The organism is Streptomyces boluensis, assembly GCF_009908195.1.
Taxonomy (GTDB): domain Bacteria; phylum Actinomycetota; class Actinomycetes; order Streptomycetales; family Streptomycetaceae; genus Streptomyces; species Streptomyces boluensis.
Genome location: NZ_JAAAHS010000100.1, coordinates 1 through 21,827 on the forward strand (window position 1 = coordinate 1; position 21,827 = coordinate 21,827).

General features: G+C 70.7%; 20 protein-coding genes. 18 read left to right on the forward strand and 2 right to left on the reverse strand.

The window, feature by feature from the left end; genetic code table 11:
- Positions 1-39: 39 nt before the first annotated feature.
- The 3 genes from GUY60_RS15275 to nusB are packed head-to-tail and all read left to right on the forward strand — an operon-like array spanning position 40 to position 2,200.
- Positions 40-1,146, forward strand: a complete 1,107-nt coding sequence (locus GUY60_RS15275; protein WP_161698006.1) for an aminopeptidase P family protein — start codon at positions 40-42, stop codon at positions 1,144-1,146.
- Between the two features lie 50 nt (positions 1,147-1,196).
- Positions 1,197-1,763 (forward strand): elongation factor P, encoded by a 567-nt coding sequence (gene efp / locus GUY60_RS15280; RefSeq protein ID WP_161698008.1) that lies wholly within the window; start codon positions 1,197-1,199, stop codon positions 1,761-1,763.
- A gap of 2 nt (positions 1,764-1,765) precedes the next feature.
- Positions 1,766-2,200: a transcription antitermination factor NusB gene (gene nusB / locus GUY60_RS15285; RefSeq protein ID WP_161698010.1), complete on the forward strand. Its 435-nt coding sequence runs from the start codon at positions 1,766-1,768 to the stop codon at positions 2,198-2,200.
- Positions 2,201-2,371: 171 nt separating this feature from the next.
- Here the strand turns inward: nusB and bldD are convergent, their stop codons facing one another.
- Positions 2,372-2,872, reverse strand: coding sequence for a transcriptional regulator BldD (bldD, locus tag GUY60_RS15290; RefSeq protein WP_161698012.1), 501 nt, complete (start codon positions 2,870-2,872; stop codon positions 2,372-2,374).
- Between the two features lie 216 nt (positions 2,873-3,088).
- On the opposite strand from bldD, the gene pyrR reads away from it, so the two are divergent.
- From pyrR to GUY60_RS15360, 14 genes are all read left to right on the forward strand, one after another.
- Positions 3,089-3,667: a bifunctional pyr operon transcriptional regulator/uracil phosphoribosyltransferase PyrR gene (pyrR, locus tag GUY60_RS15295; RefSeq protein ID WP_161698014.1), complete on the forward strand. Its 579-nt coding sequence runs from the start codon at positions 3,089-3,091 to the stop codon at positions 3,665-3,667.
- A 93-nt stretch (positions 3,668-3,760) separates the two neighbouring features.
- On the forward strand, positions 3,761-4,741 hold the full coding sequence (locus tag GUY60_RS15300) for an aspartate carbamoyltransferase catalytic subunit (RefSeq protein WP_161698016.1): 981 nt from the start codon (positions 3,761-3,763) through the stop codon (positions 4,739-4,741).
- A 2-nt stretch (positions 4,742-4,743) separates the two neighbouring features.
- The gene (locus GUY60_RS15305) at positions 4,744-6,030 is read left to right on the forward strand and encodes a dihydroorotase (RefSeq protein ID WP_161698018.1); all 1,287 of its coding nucleotides are present in this window, start codon (positions 4,744-4,746) and stop codon (positions 6,028-6,030) included.
- The gene (locus GUY60_RS15310) at positions 6,027-6,608 is read left to right on the forward strand and encodes a PH-like domain-containing protein (RefSeq protein WP_161698020.1); all 582 of its coding nucleotides are present in this window, start codon (positions 6,027-6,029) and stop codon (positions 6,606-6,608) included. Before GUY60_RS15305 ends, GUY60_RS15310 begins: the two co-directional genes overlap by 4 nt.
- The gene (gene carA, locus GUY60_RS15315; protein ID WP_161698022.1) at positions 6,605-7,753 is read left to right on the forward strand and encodes a glutamine-hydrolyzing carbamoyl-phosphate synthase small subunit; all 1,149 of its coding nucleotides are present in this window, start codon (positions 6,605-6,607) and stop codon (positions 7,751-7,753) included. Before GUY60_RS15310 ends, carA begins: the two co-directional genes overlap by 4 nt.
- Complete coding sequence (carB, locus tag GUY60_RS15320; protein ID WP_161698024.1) at positions 7,746-11,054, forward strand: carbamoyl-phosphate synthase large subunit; 3,309 nt, start codon at positions 7,746-7,748, stop codon at positions 11,052-11,054. Before carA ends, carB begins: the two co-directional genes overlap by 8 nt.
- Positions 11,055-11,128: 74 nt before the next feature.
- The gene (locus GUY60_RS15325; protein WP_161698026.1) at positions 11,129-12,229 is read left to right on the forward strand and encodes a quinone-dependent dihydroorotate dehydrogenase; all 1,101 of its coding nucleotides are present in this window, start codon (positions 11,129-11,131) and stop codon (positions 12,227-12,229) included.
- A complete protein-coding gene (gene pyrF / locus GUY60_RS15330) occupies positions 12,226-13,062 on the forward strand; it encodes an orotidine-5'-phosphate decarboxylase (protein WP_161698028.1) in 837 nt (278 codons plus the stop codon). The genes GUY60_RS15325 and pyrF overlap by 4 nt, the downstream gene beginning before the upstream one ends.
- Positions 13,063-13,492: 430 nt before the next feature.
- On the forward strand, positions 13,493-13,816 hold the full coding sequence (locus GUY60_RS15335; RefSeq protein ID WP_161698030.1) for an integration host factor: 324 nt from the start codon (positions 13,493-13,495) through the stop codon (positions 13,814-13,816).
- 38 nt (positions 13,817-13,854) lie between these two features.
- Positions 13,855-14,448: a guanylate kinase gene (gene gmk, locus GUY60_RS15340; RefSeq protein WP_161698032.1), complete on the forward strand. Its 594-nt coding sequence runs from the start codon at positions 13,855-13,857 to the stop codon at positions 14,446-14,448.
- A gap of 28 nt (positions 14,449-14,476) precedes the next feature.
- A complete protein-coding gene (gene rpoZ, locus GUY60_RS15345) occupies positions 14,477-14,749 on the forward strand; it encodes a DNA-directed RNA polymerase subunit omega (RefSeq protein WP_005319902.1) in 273 nt (90 codons plus the stop codon).
- A gap of 92 nt (positions 14,750-14,841) precedes the next feature.
- Positions 14,842-16,044 (forward strand): bifunctional phosphopantothenoylcysteine decarboxylase/phosphopantothenate--cysteine ligase CoaBC, encoded by a 1,203-nt coding sequence (gene coaBC, locus GUY60_RS15350; protein ID WP_161698034.1) that lies wholly within the window; start codon positions 14,842-14,844, stop codon positions 16,042-16,044.
- A 251-nt stretch (positions 16,045-16,295) separates the two neighbouring features.
- Positions 16,296-17,504: a methionine adenosyltransferase gene (gene metK, locus GUY60_RS15355; RefSeq protein WP_161698037.1), complete on the forward strand. Its 1,209-nt coding sequence runs from the start codon at positions 16,296-16,298 to the stop codon at positions 17,502-17,504.
- Between the two features lie 154 nt (positions 17,505-17,658).
- Positions 17,659-19,815 carry a primosomal protein N' gene (locus tag GUY60_RS15360; RefSeq protein WP_161698039.1) on the forward strand — a complete coding sequence of 719 codons (2,157 nt, stop codon included), beginning with the start codon at positions 17,659-17,661 and terminating at the stop codon, positions 19,813-19,815.
- Between the two features lie 243 nt (positions 19,816-20,058).
- Here the strand turns inward: GUY60_RS15360 and GUY60_RS15365 are convergent, their stop codons facing one another.
- Positions 20,059-20,595, reverse strand: a complete 537-nt coding sequence (locus tag GUY60_RS15365; protein ID WP_161698041.1) for a hypothetical protein — start codon at positions 20,593-20,595, stop codon at positions 20,059-20,061.
- A gap of 271 nt (positions 20,596-20,866) precedes the next feature.
- On the opposite strand from GUY60_RS15365, the gene fmt reads away from it, so the two are divergent.
- On the forward strand, positions 20,867-21,799 hold the full coding sequence (fmt, locus tag GUY60_RS15370; RefSeq protein WP_161698042.1) for a methionyl-tRNA formyltransferase: 933 nt from the start codon (positions 20,867-20,869) through the stop codon (positions 21,797-21,799).
- Positions 21,800-21,827 lie beyond the last annotated feature (28 nt).

Sequence of the window (21,827 nt, forward strand, 5' to 3'; positions counted from 1 at the left end):
GAACAGGCCCCGGCGCGCGCCCGCTCGTACGCTCGCTTCATGTCTGAGGTGTACGCGGCCCGCAGGGCGCGGCTGAGGGAGCAGTGCACGACCGCGGGGAACGCGGCCGCGGTCGTCTCCCGCGCCGCCAACGTCCGCTATCTGACCGGGGCCGCGCCGCACGGCGCCGTGCTGCTGCTCGGGCCGCGCGCCGACCTTCTGCTGTGCAGCGGCCCGCCGAGCGGTGAGGCCGGTGAGGGGCGGCCCGACGAGGCGCTGCGCGTACAGGTGCTGCCCACGGCCGCCGGTGACACCGCCGTCGCGGCCGCCGACCTGGCCGCCGGGCAGGGCGCCGACTCGCTCGCGGTCGAGGAACACCATCTGACCGTGGTCCGTCACCGCGCCCTGCGCTCCGTGGCGCCCCGGCTCCGCCTCGGCGACCTGGGCTGCGCCGTGGAGCAACTGCGCCTCGTCAAGGACAGCGAGGAGATCTCCTGCCTGCGGATCGCCGCCGAGATCGCCGACCAGGCCCTCGGTGAACTCCTGGAGTCGATCCTCGTCGGACGCACGGAGCGCCATCTCGCCCTGGAGCTGGAGCGCCGGCTCGTCGACCACGGCGCGGACGGCCCCGCCTTCGCCACCTCGGTCGGCACCGGCATCAACTCGGGCCGCGGCGGCCACCGTCCTACCGACCGCCGGGTCGAGGAGGGTGACTTCCTCTCCGTCTGCCTCGGGGCCTGCTACCGCGGCTACCGCAGCGAGATCGGCCGCACCTTCGTCATCGGCACCACCCCGGCGGACTGGCAGATCGAGCTGTACGACCTGGTCTTCGCCGCACAACGGGCTGGTCGGGAGGCCCTCGTACCCGGCGCCGAGTACCGCGAAGTGGACCGCGCGGCACGCTCCGTACTGGACGCCGCCGGGTACGGGGACGCCCTTCCGCCGGCGACCGGGCACGGAGTGGGGCTCGAAATCGACGAGGACCCGCAGTTGGCGCCCGGAGCCATGGGTAAACTGGACGCTTGTGTGCCGGTCACCGTCGAACCGGGGGTCCACCTCCCGGGCCGGGGCGGAGTCCGGATCGATGACACGCTCGTCGTGCGCCCCGAGGCGGACGGCGGACCCGAGCTACTCACCATTACGACCAAGGAGCTGCTCGCGCTGTAGCGCGTACGGCCTTCGGTTCCACCAGCTTCAGTCCAGGAGATTCCGCAACCGTGGCTTCCACGAACGACCTCAAGAACGGCATGGTGCTCAAGCTCGAAGGCGGCCAGCTCTGGTCCGTCGTCGAGTTCCAGCACGTCAAGCCCGGTAAGGGCCCGGCCTTCGTGCGCACCAAGCTCAAGAACGTGCTCTCCGGCAAGGTCGTCGACAAGACCTTCAACGCCGGTGTCAAGGTCGAGACGGCCACTGTCGACAAGCGCGACATGCAGTTCTCGTACATGGACGGCGACTACTTCGTCTTCATGGACATGCAGACGTACGACCAGCTGCACGTCGACCGGAAGGCTGTCGGCGACGCCGCCAACTTCCTGATCGAGGGCTTCACCGCCACGGTCGCGCAGCACGAGGGCGAGGTGCTCTTCGTCGAGCTCCCGGCCGCCGTCGAGCTGGTCATCCAGGAGACCGAGCCGGGTGTCCAGGGCGACCGCTCCACCGGTGGCACCAAGCCCGCCACCCTGGAGACCGGTCACCAGATCAACGTGCCGCTCTTCATCACGACCGGCGAGAAGATCAAGGTCGACACCCGCACGAGCGACTACCTCGGCCGGGTGAACAGCTAACCGTGGCCGCCCGTAATACGGCCCGCAAGCGCGCCTTCCAGATCCTCTTCGAGGCCGACCAGCGCGGGACCGACGTCCTGACGGTCCTCGCTGACTGGGTGCGCCATTCGCGTTCCGACACCCGGCAGCCGCCGGTCAGCGAGTACACCATGGTCCTGGTCGAGGGGTACGCCGACCATGCCGCCCGGATCGACGAGCTGATCTCCCAGTACGCGGTGGACTGGACCCTCGACCGGATGCCGGTCGTGGACCGGAACCTGCTGCGGCTCGGTGCGTACGAACTGATCTGGGTGGACGAGACACCCGACGCCGTCGTGCTCGACGAGGCGGTGCAGCTCGCCAAGGAGTTCTCGACCGACGAGTCCCCGTCCTTCGTCAACGGCCTGCTCGGCCGTCTGAAGGACCTCAAGCCCACCCTGCGCAGGGACGAGGCCTGAGCCGGACTCCGGTGACCGCGTGACGAGGGGCCCGCAGCGCAGCCGCGCTGTGGGCCCCTCGTCGTTCTGCGCGTCACTGTCCCACGGACGTGAAAAAGCCGCCGGGGTGGCGGGGAAGATCACTCTTCCCCGCCACCCCGGCGGCACGTTTCTGCTCAGCTCTGAGGCGGCTCAGACCTCTTCGTGGGTGACCGCGCGGCGCGCGTCCGCGTCGAGGACGCCCCAGCTGATCAGCTGCTCGGTGAGGACCGAGGGGGACTGGTCGTAGATCACGGCGAGGGTGCGCAGGTCGTCCTGGCGGATCGACAGCACCTTGCCGTTGTAGTCGCCGCGCTGGGACTGGATCGTCGCCGCGTACCGCTGCAGCGGGCCGGCCTTCTCCTGCGGGACGTGGGCGAGACGCTCCAGGTCGAGGACCAGCTTGGGCGGCGGCTCGGCGGCACCGCCGGGCGTCGTACCCGGAAGGAGCTCCTGTACGGGGACGCCGTAGAAGTCGGCCAGCTCCGCGAGGCGCTGCACCGTGACCGCACGGTCACCGCGCTCGTACGAACCGACCACGACCGCCTTCCAGCGTCCCTGGGACTTCTCCTCGACTCCGTGGAGGGAAAGGCCCTGCTGGGTGCGGATGGCCCGGAGCTTGGCCCCGAGCTGTTTGGCGTATTCGCTGGACATATAGCTCCCCGGACGCTGCATTCTGCGGCCTCGACCGCGTGCCTGTGACTCACTGTGAGGTTACGCAGCGTTACTTGGATGCGTCAAGCCGAAAGGTCCGTACCGCCTATCAGGGGGCCTGTGAACTGCGGTGTTGCCGCGCTGCTAGGCTAGTGGGCGCAATCTTGACGTCCTTTAAGGTCCGTCCCGTGAGGCGGAGAAGGAGGTCCGTTTCGTATGGACACCGAAAACAGTTCCGAAGTCGCGCGGCCGGTTCTCGAAGGCCCCGACATCGCACGGGTGTTGACCCGTATCGCCCATGAAATCGTCGAACGCGCCAAGGGCGCCGACGATGTGGTGCTTCTCGGCATTCCGACCCGCGGCGTATTTCTCGCGCAGCGGCTCGGCGCGAAGCTGGCGGAGATCACCGGACGGGACATTCCGGTCGGTTCGCTCGACATCACCATGTACCGCGACGACCTGCGCATGCACCCGCCGCGCGCTCTCGCCCGTACGGACATCCCCGCTGACGGCATCGACGGCCGGCTCGTCGTGCTCGTCGACGACGTGCTCTTCTCCGGCCGTACCATCCGTGCCGCGCTCGACGCCCTGAACGACACCGGGCGGCCGCGCGCCGTGCAGCTCGCCGTCCTGGTCGACCGCGGCCACCGCGAGCTGCCCATCCGCGCCGACTACGTCGGCAAGAACCTCCCCACGTCGCTGCGGGAGACGGTCAAGGTCCAGCTCGCCGAGGAGGACGGTCGCGACACCGTGCTGCTCGGTGAGAAGAAGACCGCCCCGGCGGGCGAGCAGTAGCAGCACCTCCCGGCGTGCCCCGCGTACGCCCCTGCGCTCTGCCGCGCCCCCTTGTGCCCGAAAAGTTCTGAACTTCCTTACGGAGCCTGACAGATGATGCGTCACCTCATCTCGGCCGCCGACCTCTCCCGCGACGACGCCGTCCTGATCCTCGACACCGCCGAGGAGATGGCCCGGGTCGCGGACCGGCCGATCAAGAAACTGCCCGCCCTCAGGGGACGTACCGTCGTGAACCTCTTCTTCGAGGACTCGACCCGTACCCGGATCTCCTTCGAGGCCGCCGAGAAGCGGCTCTCCGCGGACGTCATCAACTTCGCCGCGAAGGGTTCGTCCGTCTCCAAGGGCGAGTCGCTCAAGGACACCGCGCAGACGCTGGAGGCGATGGGCGTCGACGCCGTCGTCATCCGGCACGGTGCCTCCGGCGCCCCGTACCGGCTCGCCACCTCCGGGTGGATCGACGCCGCCGTGATCAACGCCGGTGACGGCACCCACCAGCACCCCACGCAGGCGCTGCTCGACGCCTTCACCATGCGGCGCCGGCTCGTCGGCCGGGACGCGGGCCTGGGCAAGGACCTCGCGGGCAAGCGGATCACCATCGTCGGCGACATCCTGCACGGCCGGGTCGCCCGCTCCAACGTCGATCTGCTGCACACCCTCGGCGCCGAGGTCACCCTCGTCGCGCCGCCCACCCTGCTGCCCGTCGGCGTGGAGACCTGGCCGTGCGAGGTCTCGTACGACCTGGACAGCACGCTGCCCAAGAGCGACGCCGTGATGATGCTGCGGGTGCAGCGGGAGCGGATGAACGCCGCGTTCTTCCCCACCGAGCGCGAGTACGCGCGGCGGTACGGGCTCGACGGCGACCGGATGGCGAAGATGCCGGAGCACGCCATCGTGATGCACCCCGGCCCGATGGTCCGCGGCATGGAGATCACCGCCGACGTCGCCGACTCCGACCGCTGCACCGCGATCGAGCAGGTCGCCAACGGTGTGCACACCCGTATGGCGGTTCTCTATCTGCTGCTCGGCGGGAACGAACCCGCCGTCGCCCATGCCCGTCCCGAGGAGAGCAAGTAATCATGAGCAAGATCCTTATTCGTGGCGCCAAGGTCCTCGGCGGCGAGGCGCAGGACGTACTCATCGACGGCGAGACGATCGAAGCGGTCGGCAGCGGCCTGTCCGCCGAGGGCGCCCAGGTGATCGAGGCCGAAGGCCAGGTGCTGCTCCCGGGCCTCGTCGACCTGCACACCCACCTGCGCGAGCCCGGCCGTGAGGACTCCGAGACCGTCCTGACCGGCACCAAGGCCGCCGCCCGCGGTGGCTGGACCGCCGTGCACGCGATGGCCAACACCTTCCCCGTCGCCGACACCGCGGGCGTCGTCGAGCAGGTCTGGCGGCTCGGCAGGGAGTCCGGCTACTGCGACGTGCAGCCCATCGGCGCCGTCACCGTCGGCCTCGAGGGCAAGAAGCTCGCGGAGCTCGGCGCCATGCACGACTCGGCGGCAGGCGTGAAGGTGTTCTCCGACGACGGCAAGTGCGTCGACGACGCCGTGATGATGCGGCGCGCCCTGGAGTACGTGAAGGCCTTCGACGGTGTCGTCGCCCAGCACGCCCAGGAGCCCCGCCTCACGGAGGGCGCCCAGATGAACGAAGGCGTCGTCTCCGCCGAGCTGGGCCTCGGCGGCTGGCCCGCCGTCGCGGAGGAGTCGATCATCGCCCGCGACGTGCTGCTCGCCGAGCACGTCGGCTCCCGGGTGCACATCTGCCACCTGTCGACCGCCGGCAGCGTCGAGATCGTGCGCTGGGCCAAGTCCCGCGGCATCGACGTGACCGCCGAGGTCACCCCGCACCACCTGCTCCTCACCGACGAGCTGGTCCGCTCGTACAACCCCGTCTACAAGGTCAACCCGCCGCTCCGTACGGAGAAGGACGTGATGGCGCTGCGTGAGGCGCTGGCCGACGGCACGATCGACATCGTCGCCACCGACCACGCCCCGCACCCGCACGAGGACAAGGACTGCGAGTGGGCCGCCGCCGCCATGGGCATGGTCGGCCTGGAGACCGCGCTGTCCGTGGTCCAGCAGACGATGGTCGAGACCGGGCTGCTCGACTGGGCCGGCGTCGCCGAGCGGATGTCCGTCAACCCGGCGAAGATCGGCCGCCTCGACGGCCACGGCCGCCCCGTCTCGGCAGGCGAGCCCGCCAACCTCACCCTCGTCGATCCGGCTTACCGTGGAGCGGTGGACCCCGCGGGCTTCGCCTCCCGCAGCCGCAACACCCCCTACGAGGGCCGCGAGCTGCCGGGTCGCGTCACCCACACCTTCCTGCGGGGCCGGGCCACGGTCATCGACGGGAAGCTCACGTGACACCTCTGCTGCAACTGGCCGCCGAACCCAAATCGGCGGAAGTGACGGACTGGGCCGCGCGCATCGGCTGGCTGGTCGGACTCGCGCTCTTCGTGGCGCTCGTCTACTGGCTGATGCGCCAGGGCTGGAAGTGGCGCGCCACGCTCCAGGGCGATCTGCCCGAGCTGCCCGCGCTGCCGACCGAGCCCGGCGAGGCGAAACTTGAGCTGACCGGCCGGTACCACGGCTCCACCACCGCCGGGCAGTGGCTCGACCGGATCGTGGCCCACGGTCTCGGCACCCGCAGCCGGGTCGAGCTGACCCTCACGGACCAGGGACTGAACGTCGTACGCCCCGGGGCCACCGACTTCTTCGTCCCGGCGGCACAACTGCGCGAGGCCCGGCTCGACAAGGGCATCGCGGGCAAGGTCCTCGCCGAGGGCGGCCTCCTGGTCGTGACCTGGGCACACGGCGACAAGCTGCTCGACTCCGGCTTCCGCTCCGACCACGCCGCCGAACACACGGCCTGGGTCGAGGCCATCAACACGATGAAGACCCGTACCACCACCACCGACACCACGGAAGGCGCCGCACGATGACGACCTCCACTCGGGGAGCAAAGACTCCCGCCGTACTCGTCCTGGAGGACGGCCGCATCTTCCGCGGCCGCGCCTACGGGGCCGTGGGGGAGACCTTCGGCGAGGCCGTGTTCTCCACCGGCATGACCGGCTACCAGGAGACCCTGACCGACCCCTCGTACCACCGCCAGGTCGTCGTCATGACCGCCCCGCACGTCGGCAACACCGGCGTCAACGACGAGGACCCCGAGTCCGGGCAGATCTGGGTCGCGGGCTATGTCGTACGAGACCCCGCACGCGTGCCCTCCAACTGGCGCTCGCAGCGCTCGCTCGACGATGAGCTCGTCCAGCAGGGCGTCGTCGGCATCTCCGGCGTCGACACCCGGGCGCTCACCCGGCACCTGCGCGAGCGCGGCGCCATGCGGGTCGGCATCTTCTCCGGCGAGGCGGTCGCGGGCTCCATCGATGAGGCTTCGCTGCTCGCGAAGGTCCAGGACGCCCCGCAGATGAAGGGCGCGAACCTCTCCGCCGAGGTCGCCACCAAGGAGGCGTACGTCGTCCCCGCGATCGGCACCAAGAAGTTCACCGTCGCCGCGGTCGACCTGGGCATCAAGGGCATGACCCCGCACCGCATGGCCGAGCGCGGCATCGAGGTGCACGTGCTGCCCGCCACGGCCACGGTCGAGGACATCTACGCGGTGAACCCCGACGGAGTGTTCTTCTCCAACGGGCCCGGCGACCCGGCCACCGCCGACCACCCGGTCTCCGTCATGCAGGGCGTGCTCGAGCGCAAGACGCCGCTGTTCGGCATCTGCTTCGGCAACCAGATCCTGGGCCGCTCGCTCGGCTTCGGCACCTTCAAGCTGAAGTACGGCCACCGCGGCATCAACCAGCCGGTGCAGGACCGCACCACCGGCAAGGTCGAGGTCACGGCGCACAATCACGGCTTCGCCGTCGACGCGCCCCTCGACAAGGTCAGCGAGACGCCTTACGGCCGCGCCGAGGTTTCGCACGTCTGCCTGAACGACCAGGTCGTCGAGGGTCTGCGGCTGCTCGACCAGCCCGCCTTCTCCGTCCAGTACCACCCCGAGGCGGCCGCGGGCCCGCACGACGCCGCGTACCTCTTCGACCGCTTCGTAACTCTGATGGAGGCCGAGCGTGCCTAAGCGCACCGATATCCAGTCCGTCCTGGTCATCGGCTCCGGCCCGATCGTCATCGGCCAGGCCGCCGAGTTCGACTACTCCGGCACCCAGGCCTGCCGCATCCTGCGCGCAGAGGGCCTGCGGGTCATCCTGGTCAACTCCAACCCGGCGACGATCATGACCGACCCGGAGATCGCCGACGCCACGTACGTCGAGCCGATCACCCCCGAGTTCGTCGAGAAGATCATCGCCAAGGAGCGCCCCGACGCGCTGCTTCCCACCCTCGGCGGCCAGACCGCGCTCAACACCGCGATCTCCATGCACGAGCAGGGCGTCCTCGAGAAGTACGGCGTCGAACTCATCGGCGCCAACGTCGAGGCGATCAACAAGGGCGAGGACCGCGACCTCTTCAAGGAGGTCGTGGAGGCCGTCAACGCCAAGATCGGGCACGGCGAGTCCGCCCGTTCCGTCATCTGCCACACCATGGACGACGTCATCGCGGGCGTCGACACCCTCGGCGGCTACCCGGTCGTCGTCCGCCCCTCCTTCACCATGGGCGGCGCCGGTTCCGGCTTCGCGCACGATGAGGAGGAGCTGCGCCGTATCGCCGGTCAGGGCCTCACGCTCTCCCCGACCACCGAGGTGCTCCTCGAGGAGTCCATCCTCGGCTGGAAGGAGTACGAGCTGGAGCTGATGCGCGACAAGAACGACAACGTCGTGGTCGTCTGCTCCATCGAGAACTTCGACCCGATGGGCGTCCACACCGGCGACTCGATCACCGTCGCCCCCGCGATGACGCTGACCGACCGCGAGTACCAGCGCCTCCGTGACGTCGGCATCGCGATCATCCGCGAGGTCGGCGTCGACACCGGCGGCTGCAACATCCAGTTCGCGATCGACCCGGTCGACGGCCGCGTCATCGTGATCGAGATGAACCCGCGGGTCTCCCGCTCCAGCGCCCTGGCCTCCAAGGCGACCGGCTTCCCGATCGCCAAGATCGCCGCCAAGCTGGCCGTCGGCTACACGCTCGACGAGATCCCGAACGACATCACCGAGAAGACCCCGGCCTCCTTCGAGCCGACCCTCGACTACGTCGTCGTGAAGGCCCCGAGGTTCGCGTTCGAGAAGTTCCCGTCCGCCGACTCCACGCTGACCACCACCATGAAGTCGGTCGGCGAGGCCATGGCCATCGGCCGTAACTTCACCGAGGCGTTCCAGAAGGCGCTGCGCTCCCTGGAGAAGAAGGGCTCGCAGTTCACCTTCGTCGGTGAGACCGGCGACAAGACCGCGCTCCTCGAAGAGTCCGTGCGCCCGACCGACGGCCGGATCAACACCGTCATGGAGGCCATCCGCGCCGGCGCCACCCAGGAGGAGATCTTCGAGTACACGAAGATCGACCCCTGGTTCGTCGACCAGCTCTTTCTCATCAAGGAGATCGCCGACGAGCTGGCCGCCGCCGAGCGCCTCGACACCGATCTGCTCGCCGAGGCCAAGCGGCACGGCTTCTCCGACCACCAGATCGCCGAGATCCGCGGCCTGCGCGAGGACGTCGTCCGCGAGGTCCGGCACGCGCTCGGGGTCCGCCCGGTCTACAAGACGGTCGACACCTGCGCCGCCGAGTTCGCAGCGAAGACGCCGTACTTCTACTCCTCGTACGACGAGGAGAACGAGGTCGCCAAGCGCGACAAGCCCGCGGTCATCATCCTGGGCTCGGGCCCCAACCGCATCGGCCAGGGCATCGAGTTCGACTACTCCTGCGTCCACGCCTCCTTCGCGCTGAGCGACGCGGGCTACGAGACCGTGATGGTCAACTGCAACCCCGAGACCGTCTCCACGGACTACGACACCTCCGACCGTCTGTACTTCGAGCCGCTCACGCTCGAGGACGTCCTGGAGATCGTGCACGCCGAGTCCCTCGCCGGCCCGATCGCGGGCGTCGTCGTGCAGCTCGGCGGCCAGACCCCGCTGGGCCTCGCGCAGGCGCTGAAGGACAACGGCGTCCCGGTCGTGGGCACTTCGCCCGAGGCCATCCACGCCGCCGAGGACCGCGGAGCCTTCGGCCGGGTGCTCGCGGAGGCCGGTCTTCCGGCGCCGAAGCACGGCACCGCCACCACGTTCGCGGAAGCGAAGACGATCGCCGACGAGATCGGCTACCCGGTCCTCGTCCGCCCGTCGTACGTCCTCGGCGGCCGCGGCATGGAGATCGTCTACGACGAGACCCGCCTCTCCTCGTACATCGAGGAGTCGACCGAGATCAGCCCCTCGCGGCCGGTCCTCGTCGACCGCTTCCTCGACGACGCCATCGAGATCGACGTGGACGCGCTCTACGACGGCACCGAGCTCTACCTCGGCGGCGTCATGGAGCACATCGAGGAGGCCGGTATCCACTCCGGCGACTCGGCGTGCGCGCTGCCCCCGATCACCCTCGGCGGCTTCGACATCAAGCGGCTCAGGGCTTCAACCGAGGGAATCGCCAAGGGAGTCGGCGTACGCGGACTCATCAACATCCAGTTCGCGATGGCCGGGGACATCCTCTACGTCCTGGAAGCCAACCCGCGCGCGTCCCGCACCGTCCCCTTCACCTCGAAGGCGACCGCGGTGCCGCTCGCCAAGGCCGCCGCGCGCATCTCGCTCGGCGCCACCATCGCCGAGCTGCGCGCCGAGGGCCTGCTCCCCAGGGAGGGCGACGGCGGCACGCTCCCGATGGACGCGCCGATCTCCGTCAAGGAGGCCGTGATGCCGTGGTCGCGCTTCCGCGACATCCACGGCCGCGGCGTCGACACCGTCCTCGGCCCGGAGATGCGCTCCACCGGCGAGGTCATGGGCATCGACTCGGTCTTCGGCACGGCGTACGCCAAGTCGCAGGCCGGTGCGTACGGGCCGCTGCCGACCAAGGGCCGCGCGTTCATCTCGGTCGCCAACCGCGACAAGCGCTCGATGATCTTCCCGGCGCGTGAACTCGTCGCCCACGGCTTCGAGTTGCTCGCCACCTCCGGCACCGCCGAGGTGCTGAAGCGGAACGGCATCAACGCCACCGTCGTACGCAAGCAGTCCGAGGGCGAGGGCCCGAACGGCGAGAAGACCATCGTCCAGCTCATCCACGAGGGCGATGTCGACCTCATCGTCAACACCCCGTACGGCACCGGCGGCCGCCTCGACGGCTACGACATCCGTACGGCGGCCGTGGCGCGCAGCGTGCCCTGCCTGACGACGGTGCAGGCGCTCGCCGCCGCCGTCCAGGGCATCGACGCGCTCAACCACGGTGACGTGGGCGTGCGTTCGCTCCAGGAACACGCTGAGCACCTGACCGCGGCCCGCGACTAGCCATCGGGGAGGGGGACACCGGAAACGGTGTCCCCCTCTTCGTGAGCTTCATGAGCTCCACGAGGACACCCTTCATGTACAAGTTCTTCTTCAACCTCGTCTTCAAGCGGATGGACCCGGAGCAGGCCCACCACCTGGCCTTCCGCTGGATCCGGCTCGCCGCCCGCGTCCCGGTGCTTCGCACCTTCGTCGCCGCCGCGCTCGCGCCGCGCTTCCAGGAACTGCGCACCGAGGCGCTCGGCCTGCGCATGCACGGGCCCTTCGGGCTCGCCGCCGGCTTCGACAAGAACGCCGTCGCGATCGACGGCATGGCGATGCTCGGCTTCGACCACGTCGAGATCGGCACCGTCACCGGCGAGCCGCAGCCCGGCAACCCCAAGAAGCGCCTGTTCCGCCTCGTGCCGGACCGCGCCCTGATCAACCGCATGGGCTTCAACAACGAGGGCTCCGCGGCCGTCGCGGACCGCCTCCACGCGCGTGTGCCGGTCTTCAAGCCGGTCGTCGGCGTGAACATCGGCAAGACCAAGGTGGTCCCCGAGGAGGAGGCCGCCGCCGACTACGTGAAGTCGACCGAGCGCCTCGCCGCTCACGCCGACTACCTCGTCGTCAACGTCTCCTCGCCCAACACCCCCGGCCTGCGCAACCTCCAGGCCACCGAGTCCCTGCGCCCGCTGCTCACGGAGGTCCGCGAAGCGGCCGACCGCACGGTCACAGACCGCCGCGTCCCGCTCCTGGTCAAGATCGCCCCGGACCTCGCGGACGAGGACGTGGACGCCGTCGCCGACCTCGCCGTGGAGCTCGGCCTCGACGGCATCATCGCCACCAACACCACCATCGCCCGCGAGGGCCTGGCCTCCGACCCCGCCCTGGTCCAGGAGACCGGCGGCCTCTCGGGCGCCCCGCTCAAGGAGCGCTCCCTGGAGGTCCTGCGCCGCCTCTACGCGCGCGTGGGCGACGACATCACCCTGGTCGGCGTCGGCGGCATCGAGAACGCGGAGGACGCCTGGCAGCGCATCCTCGCGGGCGCCACCCTGGTGCAGGGCTACAGCGCCTTCATCTACGAGGGTCCCTTCTGGATGCGCGCGCTCCACAAGGGCCTCGCGGCCCGCCTGAACACCAGCCCGTACGCCACGCTCGCCGACGCGGTCGGCGCCGACGTGAGGAAGTCCGCATGACCTTGGAACCCTTCGGCGCCCGCCTGCGCCGCGCCATGGACGAGCGCGGCCCGCTCTGCGTCGGCATCGACCCGCACGCCGCGCTGCTCGAGTCCTGGGGCCTGCCCGACACGGTCGAGGGCCTGGAGCGGTTCTCCCGCACCGTCGTCGAGGCGCTCGGCGGCAACGTCGCAGTGTTCAAGCCGCAGTCGGCGTTCTTCGAGCGCTTCGGCTCGCGCGGCGTCGCCGTCCTGGAGCGGTCCGTGGCGGACGTCCGCGCGGCCGGCGGCCTGGTCGTCATGGACGCCAAGCGCGGCGACATCGGCTCCACCATGGCGGCGTACGCGGAGACCTTCCTCAGCAAGGACTCACCGCTGTTCTCGGACGCCCTCACCGTCTCCCCGTACCTCGGCTACGGCTCCCTGAAGCCCGCCGTCGACCTGGCGCGGGAGAACGGCGCCGGACTCTTCGTGCTCGCGCTGACCTCCAACCCGGAGGGCGCCGAGGTCCAGCACGCCCTGCGCGCCGACGGCCGCTCGGTCGGCGCGACGATGCTCGCGCACCTGGCCGAGGAGAACGCGGGCGCCGAACCGCTCGGCTCCTTCGGCGCGGTCGTCGGCGCGACCCTGGGCGACCTGTCCTCGTACGACCTGAACATCAACGGGCCGCTGCTCGCCCCCGGCATCGGCGCGCAGGGGGCGACCCCGGCGGACCTGCCTGGCGTCTTCGGCGCCGCGGTCCGCAACGTGGTGCCGAACGTCAGCCGTGGCGTGCTGCGCCACGGACCGGACGTCGCCGCGCTGCGCGACTCGGCGGAGCGCTTCGCGGACGAGGTGCGCGCGGCCGTCGCGTAACGACGCTGTTCACCGCGCCGCCGGGCGGGCTCCTCGACGAGCCCGCCCGGCGGCTTTTGTCGTCCTGGTCCGGTTTGTGACCGACCGCCGGCTCCCCAGGCGAAGGCCCTCTTGACGATTTACGGGACGTGCTCGACGGCGATGGGTACGACTCCCGGCCGCCTGAGGCCTCAATTCCGGGGCAATTTGCCGGAAATGTATAGTTCGGCGGAGGCTGACCAGGACTTTTCCGCTGTTCTCGCTGACTCCGGCGGCCCTGGCCGCTAGTCTCCGTCGAGTGGGGGCACCTCCCGAGTGGGGGCACCTTCCACGCCGTTCAAGGCAGTGGGGGAGTACGGGCGATGGTGTTGCTCGTTGCTCCCCAGGTGTGGGGCGACTAGGTTCCTCACCGGTCCGTATCCGACAGTTCGACAACCGAGGTGACGTAGGCGTGGCTCTTCCGCCCCTTACCCCTGAACAGCGCGCAGCCGCGCTCGAAAAGGCCGCCGCGGCTCGCCGGGAGCGGGCCGAGGTCAAGAATCGACTCAAGCACTCCGGGGCCTCTCTCCAGGAGGTCATCAAGGCGGGCCAGGAGAACGACGTCATCGGCAAGATGAAGGTCTCCGCCCTCCTGGAGTCGCTTCCTGGCGTGGGCAAGGTCCGTGCCAAGCAGATCATGGAGCGTCTCGGAATCTCCGAGAGCCGCCGTGTGCGCGGTCTCGGCTCCAACCAGATCGCTTCCCTGGAGCGTGAGTTCGGCGGCGGCGCCGCCTGACGGTCTCAGGCACTCCTGAGAACCTGGATAATCGCTGCATGGCTGCAACATCCCGGGGGGCGTCCCCCGTACCCCCGGAATCACGTCCGCGACTGACCGTGCTCTCCGGCCCCTCGGGGGTCGGCAAGAGCACGGTCGTCGCTCATATGCGCAATGAACACCCCGAAGTCTGGCTCTCGGTGTCGGCCACGACCCGTAAGCCGCGCCCCGGGGAGAAGCACGGTGTGCAGTACTTCTTCGTCACGGACGAGGAAATGGACAAGCTGATCGCCAACGGCGAGCTGCTCGAGTGGGCCGAGTTCGCGGGCAACCGCTACGGCACTCCGCGGGCCGCCGTCCTGGAGCGTCTCGAGGCGGGCGAGCCCGTCCTCCTGGAGATCGACCTCCAGGGCGCCCGGCTCGTCCGCGAGTCCATGCCGGAGGCCCAGCTGGTCTTCCTGGCGCCGCCCAGCTGGGACGAGCTGGTCCGCCGGCTCACCGGCCGGGGCACCGAAGCCCCCGAGGTCATCGAACGCCGCCTCGCGGCCGCCCGCGTAGAGCTCGCGGCCGAGTCGGAGTTCGATACGACCCTGGTGAACACCTCGGTCAAGGACGTAGCCCGTGAGCTGCTAGCCTTGGTCAACGTTGTCTGATCTTTTTCCATTCTTCGGAAGGTAGAGCGTGTCCTCTTCCATCACCGCGCCCGAGGGCATCATCAACCCGCCGATCGATGAGCTCCTCGAAGCCACCGACTCGAAGTACAGCCTTGTGATCTACGCCGCCAAGCGCGCGCGCCAGATCAACGCGTACTACTCGCAGCTCGGCGAGGGCCTCCTCGAGTACGTCGGTCCGCTGGTGGACACCCACGTCCACGAGAAGCCGCTCTCGATCGCCCTGCGTGAGATCAACGCGGGTCTGCTGACCTCCGAGGCCATCGAGGGCCCGGCTCAGTAGCGGCAGTTTTTTCCAGTACAGGCCCGGCAGCGCGACTGCCGGGCCTGTGGTGTGTCATGGGTACGAACCGCATCGTGAATGGGGAGTGGGCAGTGGACAAGCCGAAGGTCGTCCTTGGCGTCAGCGGCGGCATCGCCGCGTACAAGGCGTGCGAGCTGCTGCGCAGGCTCACCGAGTCGGGCCACGACGTCCGCGTCGTACCCACCGAGTCCGCACTGCACTTCGTCGGCGCCGCCACCTGGTCCGCGCTCTCCGGCCACCCCGTCTCCACCGAGGTCTGGTCCGACGTCCACGAGGTCCCGCACGTCCGCATCGGACAGCACGCCGACCTGGTCGTCGTCGCCCCCGCCACCGCCGACATGCTCGCCAAGGCGGCCCACGGCCTCGCCGACGACCTGCTCACCAACACCCTGCTCACGGCCCGCTGTCCGGTCGTTTTCGCGCCCGCCATGCACACCGAGATGTGGGAGCACCCGGCCACCCAGGAGAACGTCGCGACGCTCCGCCGCCGCGGCGCCGTCGTCATCGAACCCGCCGTCGGCCGCCTCACCGGCGTCGACACCGGCAAGGGACGACTGCCCGAACCCGGTGAGATCTACGAGGTCTGCCGTCGCGTGTTGGCCCGTGGGGCCGCCGAGGCCGACCTGAGCGGCCGCCATGTCGTGGTCAGCGCCGGGGGCACCCGCGAACCCCTCGACCCGGTCCGCTACCTGGGCAACCGCTCCTCCGGCAAGCAGGGGTACGCCCTCGCCCGCACCGCCGCCGCCCGCGGCGCCCGGGTCACGCTGGTCTCCGCCAACGCCGCGCTGCCCGACCCGGCCGGGGTCGACGTCGTGCACGTCGGCACCGCCGTACAGCTGCGGGAAGCGGTCCTGAAGGCGACGGCCGACGCCGACGCGGTGGTCATGGCCGCGGCGGTGGCCGACTTCCGGCCCGCCACGTACGCCGCCGGGAAGATCAAGAAGAAGGACGGGCAGGAGCCCGAGCCGATCGTCCTGGTGCGCAACCCCGACATCCTCGCCGAGATCGCCGGGGAGCGGCCGCGCCCCGGCCAGGTCGTCGTCGGCTTCGCCGCCGAGACCGACGACGTGCTCGCCAACGGCCGCGCCAAACTGGAACGCAAGGGCTGCGATCTGCTCGTCGTCAACGAGGTCGGGGAGCGCAAGACCTTCGGCGCCGAGGAGAACGAAGCGGTCGTCCTGGGCGCCGACGGCTCCGAGACACCGGTGCCGCACGGACCGAAGGAAGCCCTCGCGGACATCGTCTGGGACCTGGTTTCCCAGCGGCTGACGTGAACATCAGGAGAATGTCACGTTCGCTCCTCCGGGGGTCCCAAAGCCCGAGATTTCGGGCACAGGCCCTCTGGTGGAGCCCTATCTTCGTATCGCAGAATGCAGTGCCGCAGGTCACTGGACTCCCACTTAGCGAGACGCATGGTCCAGCGGCCGGAGGCGACCGATAAACTGGTCACGGTACGACGCCGGGCGCAGCTCCCGGCCGGACCGTCAATGATCAGCCAGCAGCCGCTGCAACCCCAGGGAGCGTTGTGTCCCGTCGTCTGTTCACCTCGGAGTCTGTGACCGAGGGTCACCCCGACAAGATCGCTGACCAGATCAGCGACACCATTCTCGACGCGCTGCTCCGCGAGGACCCCACGTCCCGCGTCGCCGTCGAGACGTTGATCACGACTGGCCTGGTGCACGTGGCCGGCGAGGTCACGACCAAGGCCTACGCGCCGATCGCGCAGCTGGTGCGCGAGAAGATCCTCGAGATCGGTTACGACTCGTCGAAGAAGGGCTTCGACGGCGCGTCCTGCGGCGTCTCGGTCTCCATCGGCGCGCAGTCCCCTGACATCGCGCAGGGCGTCGACACCGCCTACGAGACGCGCGTCGAGGGCGACGAGGACGAGCTGGACAAGCAGGGCGCCGGCGACCAGGGCCTGATGTTCGGGTACGCCTCCGACGAGACGCCCGAGCTGATGCCGCTCCCGATCCACCTCGCCCACCGCCTCTCCAAGCGGCTCTCCGAGGTGCGCAAGAACGGCACGATCCCCTACCTGCGCCCGGACGGAAAGACCCAGGTCACCATCGAGTACGACGGTGACAAGGCCGTCCGCCTCGACACCGTCGTCGTCTCCTCGCAGCACGCGAGCGACATCGACCTGGACTCGCTGCTCGCCCCCGACATCCGCGAGTTCGTCGTCGAGCCCGAGCTGAAGGCGCTCCTGGACGACGGCATCAAGCTGGAGACCGACGGCTACCGCCTCCTGGTGAACCCCACCGGCCGCTTCGAGATCGGCGGCCCGATGGGCGACGCGGGCCTCACCGGCCGCAAGATCATCATCGACACGTACGGCGGCATGGCCCGCCACGGCGGCGGCGCCTTCTCCGGCAAGGACCCGTCCAAGGTCGACCGCTCCGCCGCGTACGCGATGCGCTGGGTCGCCAAGAACGTCGTCGCCGCGGGCCTCGCCTCCCGCTGCGAGGTCCAGGTCGCGTACGCGATCGGCAAGGCCGAGCCGGTCGGTCTCTTCGTGGAGACCTTCGGCACCGCCACGGTCGACGTGGAGAAGATCGAGCAGGCCATCCAGACGGTCTTCGACCTCCGCCCCGCCGCGATCATCCGCGACCTCGACCTGCTCCGCCCGATCTACGCCCAGACCGCTGCGTACGGCCACTTCGGCCGGGCGATTCCCGACTTCACGTGGGAGCGCACGGACCGCGTGGACGCGCTGCGGAAGGCTGCGGGGCTCTGAGCTTCGCGGTTTCCGTCTGGTGATCTGAACGGTGCTTGGGCCCGGCTCTCCTCGGAGGAGCCGGGCCTTCGCCGTTCTCGCGGGACGCTCAGGCCGTCGGCGTGCGAGAACTCGGAGGCCTGCGGTGTCAGTGTCGTCTGATAGGAATTTGGCTGTGAGCAGCCGGGATGAGCAGGGGCCCAGCGACGCGGCGGACGCGGCGCCGGAGCAGCTTGCGCTCATCCGGGAGACCGTGCGCAAGGCCAAGGTGCCGCGGGCCAAGCCGCGTACGTGGCGGGGGGCCGACCTCGCCAAGGAGCTGCCGGTCGCGCGGGTGCTCGTCGACAAGGGCGTGCTGCACCTCGACCGGTACTTCGACTACGCCGTGCCCGAGGAGCTGGCCGCCGACGCGCAGCCCGGCGTGCGCGTGCGCGTGCGGTTCGGGGCCGGGCGGCACTCCGTGCACGGCGGGCGCCGTGAGGGCGGCGGGCTGATCAGCGGGTTCGTGATCGAGCGGCTGCCCGAGTCGGATTACGCCGGTCCCCTCGCCGCCCTCGCCCAAGTGGTGTCCCCCGAGCGGGTGTTGAGCCCCGAGCTCCTTGCGCTCGCCCGCGCCGTGGCCGACCGGTACGCGGGGAGCCTCGCCGATGTGCTGCAGCTCGCCGTCCCCCCGCGCAACGGCAGAGCGGAGAGCAAGGCCTCGCCGGAACCCCTGCCTCCGCCGCGCGCGCCCGAGCCCGGCTCCTGGGGGAGGTACGCGCGTGGTGCCGCTTTTCTGAAGGCACTCGCCGACGGTGAGGCGCCCCGTGCCGTGTGGAACGCGCTGCCGGGACGGCAGTGGGCCGACGAGCTGGCGCGCGCCGTCGCCGCCACCCTGTCCTCGGGGCGCGGCGCCCTCGTCGTCGTCCCCGACGGGCGCATCGCCGCACGCGTGGACGCCGCCCTGACCGAGGTGCTCGGCGAGGGCCGTCACGCTCTGCTGACCGCGGACGCGGGGCCGGAGAAGCGGTACCGCGAATGGCTCGCCGTACGGCGCGGGTCCGTGCGGGCGGTCGTCGGCACCCGTGCCGCCATGTTCGCGCCCGTGCTCGACCTGGGGCTCGTGGCGATCTGGGACGACGGGGACGGCAGCCACAGCGAGCCGCACGCGCCGCAGCCGCACGCGCGCGATGTGCTGCTGCTGCGCGCCGCCCACGAGAAGTGCGCCTTCCTGCTCGGCAGTTGGAGCTGCACCGTCGAGGCCGCCCAGCTGGTCGAGAGCGGCTGGGCGCTGCCCCTGGCCGGTGACCGTGAGCAGGTTCGCGCCGCCGCGCCCCTTGTGCGTACGGTCGGTGACGGTGACCTGGCGCGCGACGAGGCGGCCCGCGCGGCCCGGCTCCCGACGCTGGCCTGGACGGCGGTGCGCGAAGGACTGCGGCACGGCCCGGTCCTCGTCCAGGTGCCACGGCGCGGATACGTGCCACGCCTGGCCTGCGAGCGCTGCCGCGAACCCGCCCGCTGCCGGCACTGCGCCGGCCCCCTGGAAGCGCGCGACGCGGGCCCGTTGCACTGCGGCTGGTGCGGGCGGGACGAGACCGAGTGGCACTGCGGCGCCTGCGGCGGGTTCCGGCTGCGGGCCCAAGTGGTGGGCGCACGGCGCACCGCCGAGGAGCTGGGCCGCGCCTTCCCCGCCGTGCCGGTGCGCACCTCGGGGCGCGACCAGATCCTCGACACCGTGCCCGACGCGCCCTCCCTTGTGGTGTGCACGCCGGGCGCCGAGCCGGTCGCCGACGGGGGGTACGCGGCGGCGCTGCTGCTCGACGGCTGGGCCATGCTCGGCCGGCCCGACCTGCGCGCCGGTGAGGAGGCCCTGCGGCGCTGGATCGGCGCCGGTGCGCTGGTGCGGCCGCAGGGGGAGGGCGGCACCGTCGTCGTCGTGGCCGAGCCGACCCTGAGACCGGTGCAGGCGCTGGTGCGCTGGGACCCCACGGGGCATGCGGTGCGGGAGCTGTCCGAGCGGGCCGAGCTGGGCTTTCCGCCGGTGTCGCGGATGGCCGCCGTGTCCGGGCGGCCGACGGCACTCACCGAGTTCCTCGCGGCGGCTGAACTGCCGGGGGACGCTGAGGTGTTGGGCCCCGTACCGCTGCCGGTGACGGAGCTCGGCCGGCCCCGAAGACCAGGCGGTCCGCCGCCCGGCGAGCTCTGGGAGCGGGCTCTCGTACGGGTACCGCCCGGCTCGGGTGCCGCTCTCGCCGCCGCCCTCAAGTCCGCGCAGGCGGCCCGGCTCGCCAAGTCGGGACGCAGCGAGGCGGAGACGGTACGGATCCGGGTGGATCCGCCGGACATCGGCTGAGCGGGCTCGTGCGAAGGGCTCGTACGAAGAGGCTCGCACGAAGGGGCTTGCACGGAGAGGCTTGCGTGCAGCGGGCTTGCGGGCAGGGGGAGTTGGGTGTGGCACGGGCGCGTGCGTAGTGGTGCGGGCGGACGTGCCTGTGCCCCTGTCGTCAGTTCGACGACGGGGGCACAGGGTGGGCGCGAGCCCCTTGCAGCAGCGTCGGCGTTACTGCTGCGCGGGGGCTCGCGCGTACTGCGGGACTCAGCCGTTGCGTGGACCGGGGAACGCTCCGGGGCGGGCCTCGTCGCGCAGGTTCGGGCTTCCGGCCGTCGGCTGCGTCGGCATGGAACGGGCGGCGGGCACCTGCGGAAGCGGTGACGTGGTCACCGGTACCCCGCGCCCGGTCGTCGCCTCGGTGGCGCGCTCGGCCTCGGCGGCGGCCTGCGTGGTGGCCCGCCGAGCCCCGTACCTGCGGTGCACCGCCTGCTTGGTGACCCCGAGCGCCGAACCCACCGCGTCCCAGGAGAAGCCCAGGGAGCGGTCGAAGTCCACAGCGGCCGTGACCAGGGTCTCGACGCTGTCCCGCAGCTCCTGGGCGAGGCGGACGGTGGGCGCGGGCGCCCGTCCGTACACCACGAAGCCCGTGGAGGGTCCGGAGCGGCGCGGGCGGTAGACATTCCCCAACTGGGCGGTCAGGGTGCGCAGCGCGTCCACCTGCCGGCGGACCCGCTCGATGTCCCGCACCAGCAGATGCAGGCTGGCCCGGGCCTGGGCGTCGTGGGTTGCGTGGTCGGCCATGAACAAGCCTCTCGAACCGGCGTTGAAAAGGATCGGGCCGCAACTGCGGCCCGTTGTGGTCGACTCCAAGTGGTCAACTCTTTCTTGACCAACGCGCAACCTGTCGATGTGGTCACGGTGCAGGGGCGTATGCGCATATGCGCGGGGCGCGCGGTCGGTCGTACGCCCCTCGGGCGGCGGTAGACATGGACGTCCGGCGCGGATCAGGGGCGGCCCATAGACTGGACCGCTGCTCGTCATGTACCCCCGCCCGAGAGGCAGTCGCCCACCGATGAAGTTGGTCTTCGCAGGCACCCCCGAGGTCGCCGTTCCCGCCCTGGACGCCCTGATCGCCTCCGACCGGCACGAGGTTGCAGCGGTCGTCACCCGCCCCGACGCCCCCGCCGGGCGCGGCCGTCGCCTGGTCGCGAGTCCCGTCGCGCAGCGCGCCGAGGAGGCCGGGATCGAGGTGCTCAAGCCGCGCAAGCCGCGCGACGAGGACTTTCTGGCGCGGCTGCGTGAGATCGGGCCCGACTGCTGTCCGGTGGTGGCGTACGGGGCGTTGCTGCCCCGCGTCGCCCTCGATGTGCCCCGACGTGGCTGGGTGAACCTGCACTTCTCGCTGCTGCCCGCGTGGCGCGGGGCCGCGCCGGTGCAGCACTCGATCATGGCGGGCGACGAGATCACGGGGGCGTCCACGTTCCTGATCGAGGAGGGGCTCGACTCCGGTCCGCTGTACGGCACGGTCACCGAGTACGTACGGCACACCGACACCAGCGGCGACCTGCTGACCCGGCTCGCGTTCGCGGGCGCGGGGCTGCTGGCCGCGACGATGGACGGGATCGAGGACGGCGCCCTCGAGGCGGTGCCGCAGCCCGCCGACGGCATCACCCTCGCCCCGAAGATCAACGTCGAGGACGCCGAGATCGACTGGTCGGCGCCGGCGCTGCGGGTCGACCGGGTGGTGCGGGGCTGCACGCCGGCGCCCGGTGCGTGGACCATGTTCCGCGGTGAGCGGCTGAAGCTTGTCGCCGTGCGGCCGGTGGTGGAGCGTACGGATCTGGCGCCGGGGGCGCTGGACGCGGGCAAGAACAATGTGTACGTCGGTACGGGGTCGCACGGCGTCGAGCTGTTGTGGGTGCAGCCGCAGGGGAAGAAGCCGATGCGGGGGGCGGATTGGGCTCGTGGTGTGCGGATCGCCTCCGGCGAGGTTGTGGGTAAGTAGGTCGGCCCTTACTGGGCGGGGTTGGGTG

Excerpts from the sequence above, each read along its gene's own strand:
- GUY60_RS15275 (WP_161698006.1), top strand. The coding sequence starts at position 40 with ATGTCTGAGGTGTACGCGGCCCGCAGGGCGCGGCTGAGGGAGCAGTGC.
- bldD (WP_161698012.1), bottom strand. The coding sequence starts at position 2,872 with ATGTCCAGCGAATACGCCAAACAGCTCGGGGCCAAGCTCCGGGCCATC.
- pyrR (WP_161698014.1), top strand. The coding sequence starts at position 3,089 with ATGGACACCGAAAACAGTTCCGAAGTCGCGCGGCCGGTTCTCGAAGGC.
- GUY60_RS15300 (WP_161698016.1), top strand. The coding sequence starts at position 3,761 with ATGATGCGTCACCTCATCTCGGCCGCCGACCTCTCCCGCGACGACGCC.
- GUY60_RS15305 (WP_161698018.1), top strand. The coding sequence starts at position 4,744 with ATGAGCAAGATCCTTATTCGTGGCGCCAAGGTCCTCGGCGGCGAGGCG.
- carA (WP_161698022.1), top strand. The coding sequence starts at position 6,605 with ATGACGACCTCCACTCGGGGAGCAAAGACTCCCGCCGTACTCGTCCTG.
- GUY60_RS15325 (WP_161698026.1), top strand. The coding sequence starts at position 11,129 with ATGTACAAGTTCTTCTTCAACCTCGTCTTCAAGCGGATGGACCCGGAG.
- pyrF (WP_161698028.1), top strand. The coding sequence starts at position 12,226 with ATGACCTTGGAACCCTTCGGCGCCCGCCTGCGCCGCGCCATGGACGAG.
- gmk (WP_161698032.1), top strand. The coding sequence starts at position 13,855 with ATGGCTGCAACATCCCGGGGGGCGTCCCCCGTACCCCCGGAATCACGT.
- GUY60_RS15365 (WP_161698041.1), bottom strand. The coding sequence starts at position 20,595 with ATGGCCGACCACGCAACCCACGACGCCCAGGCCCGGGCCAGCCTGCAT.
- fmt (WP_161698042.1), top strand. The coding sequence starts at position 20,867 with ATGAAGTTGGTCTTCGCAGGCACCCCCGAGGTCGCCGTTCCCGCCCTG.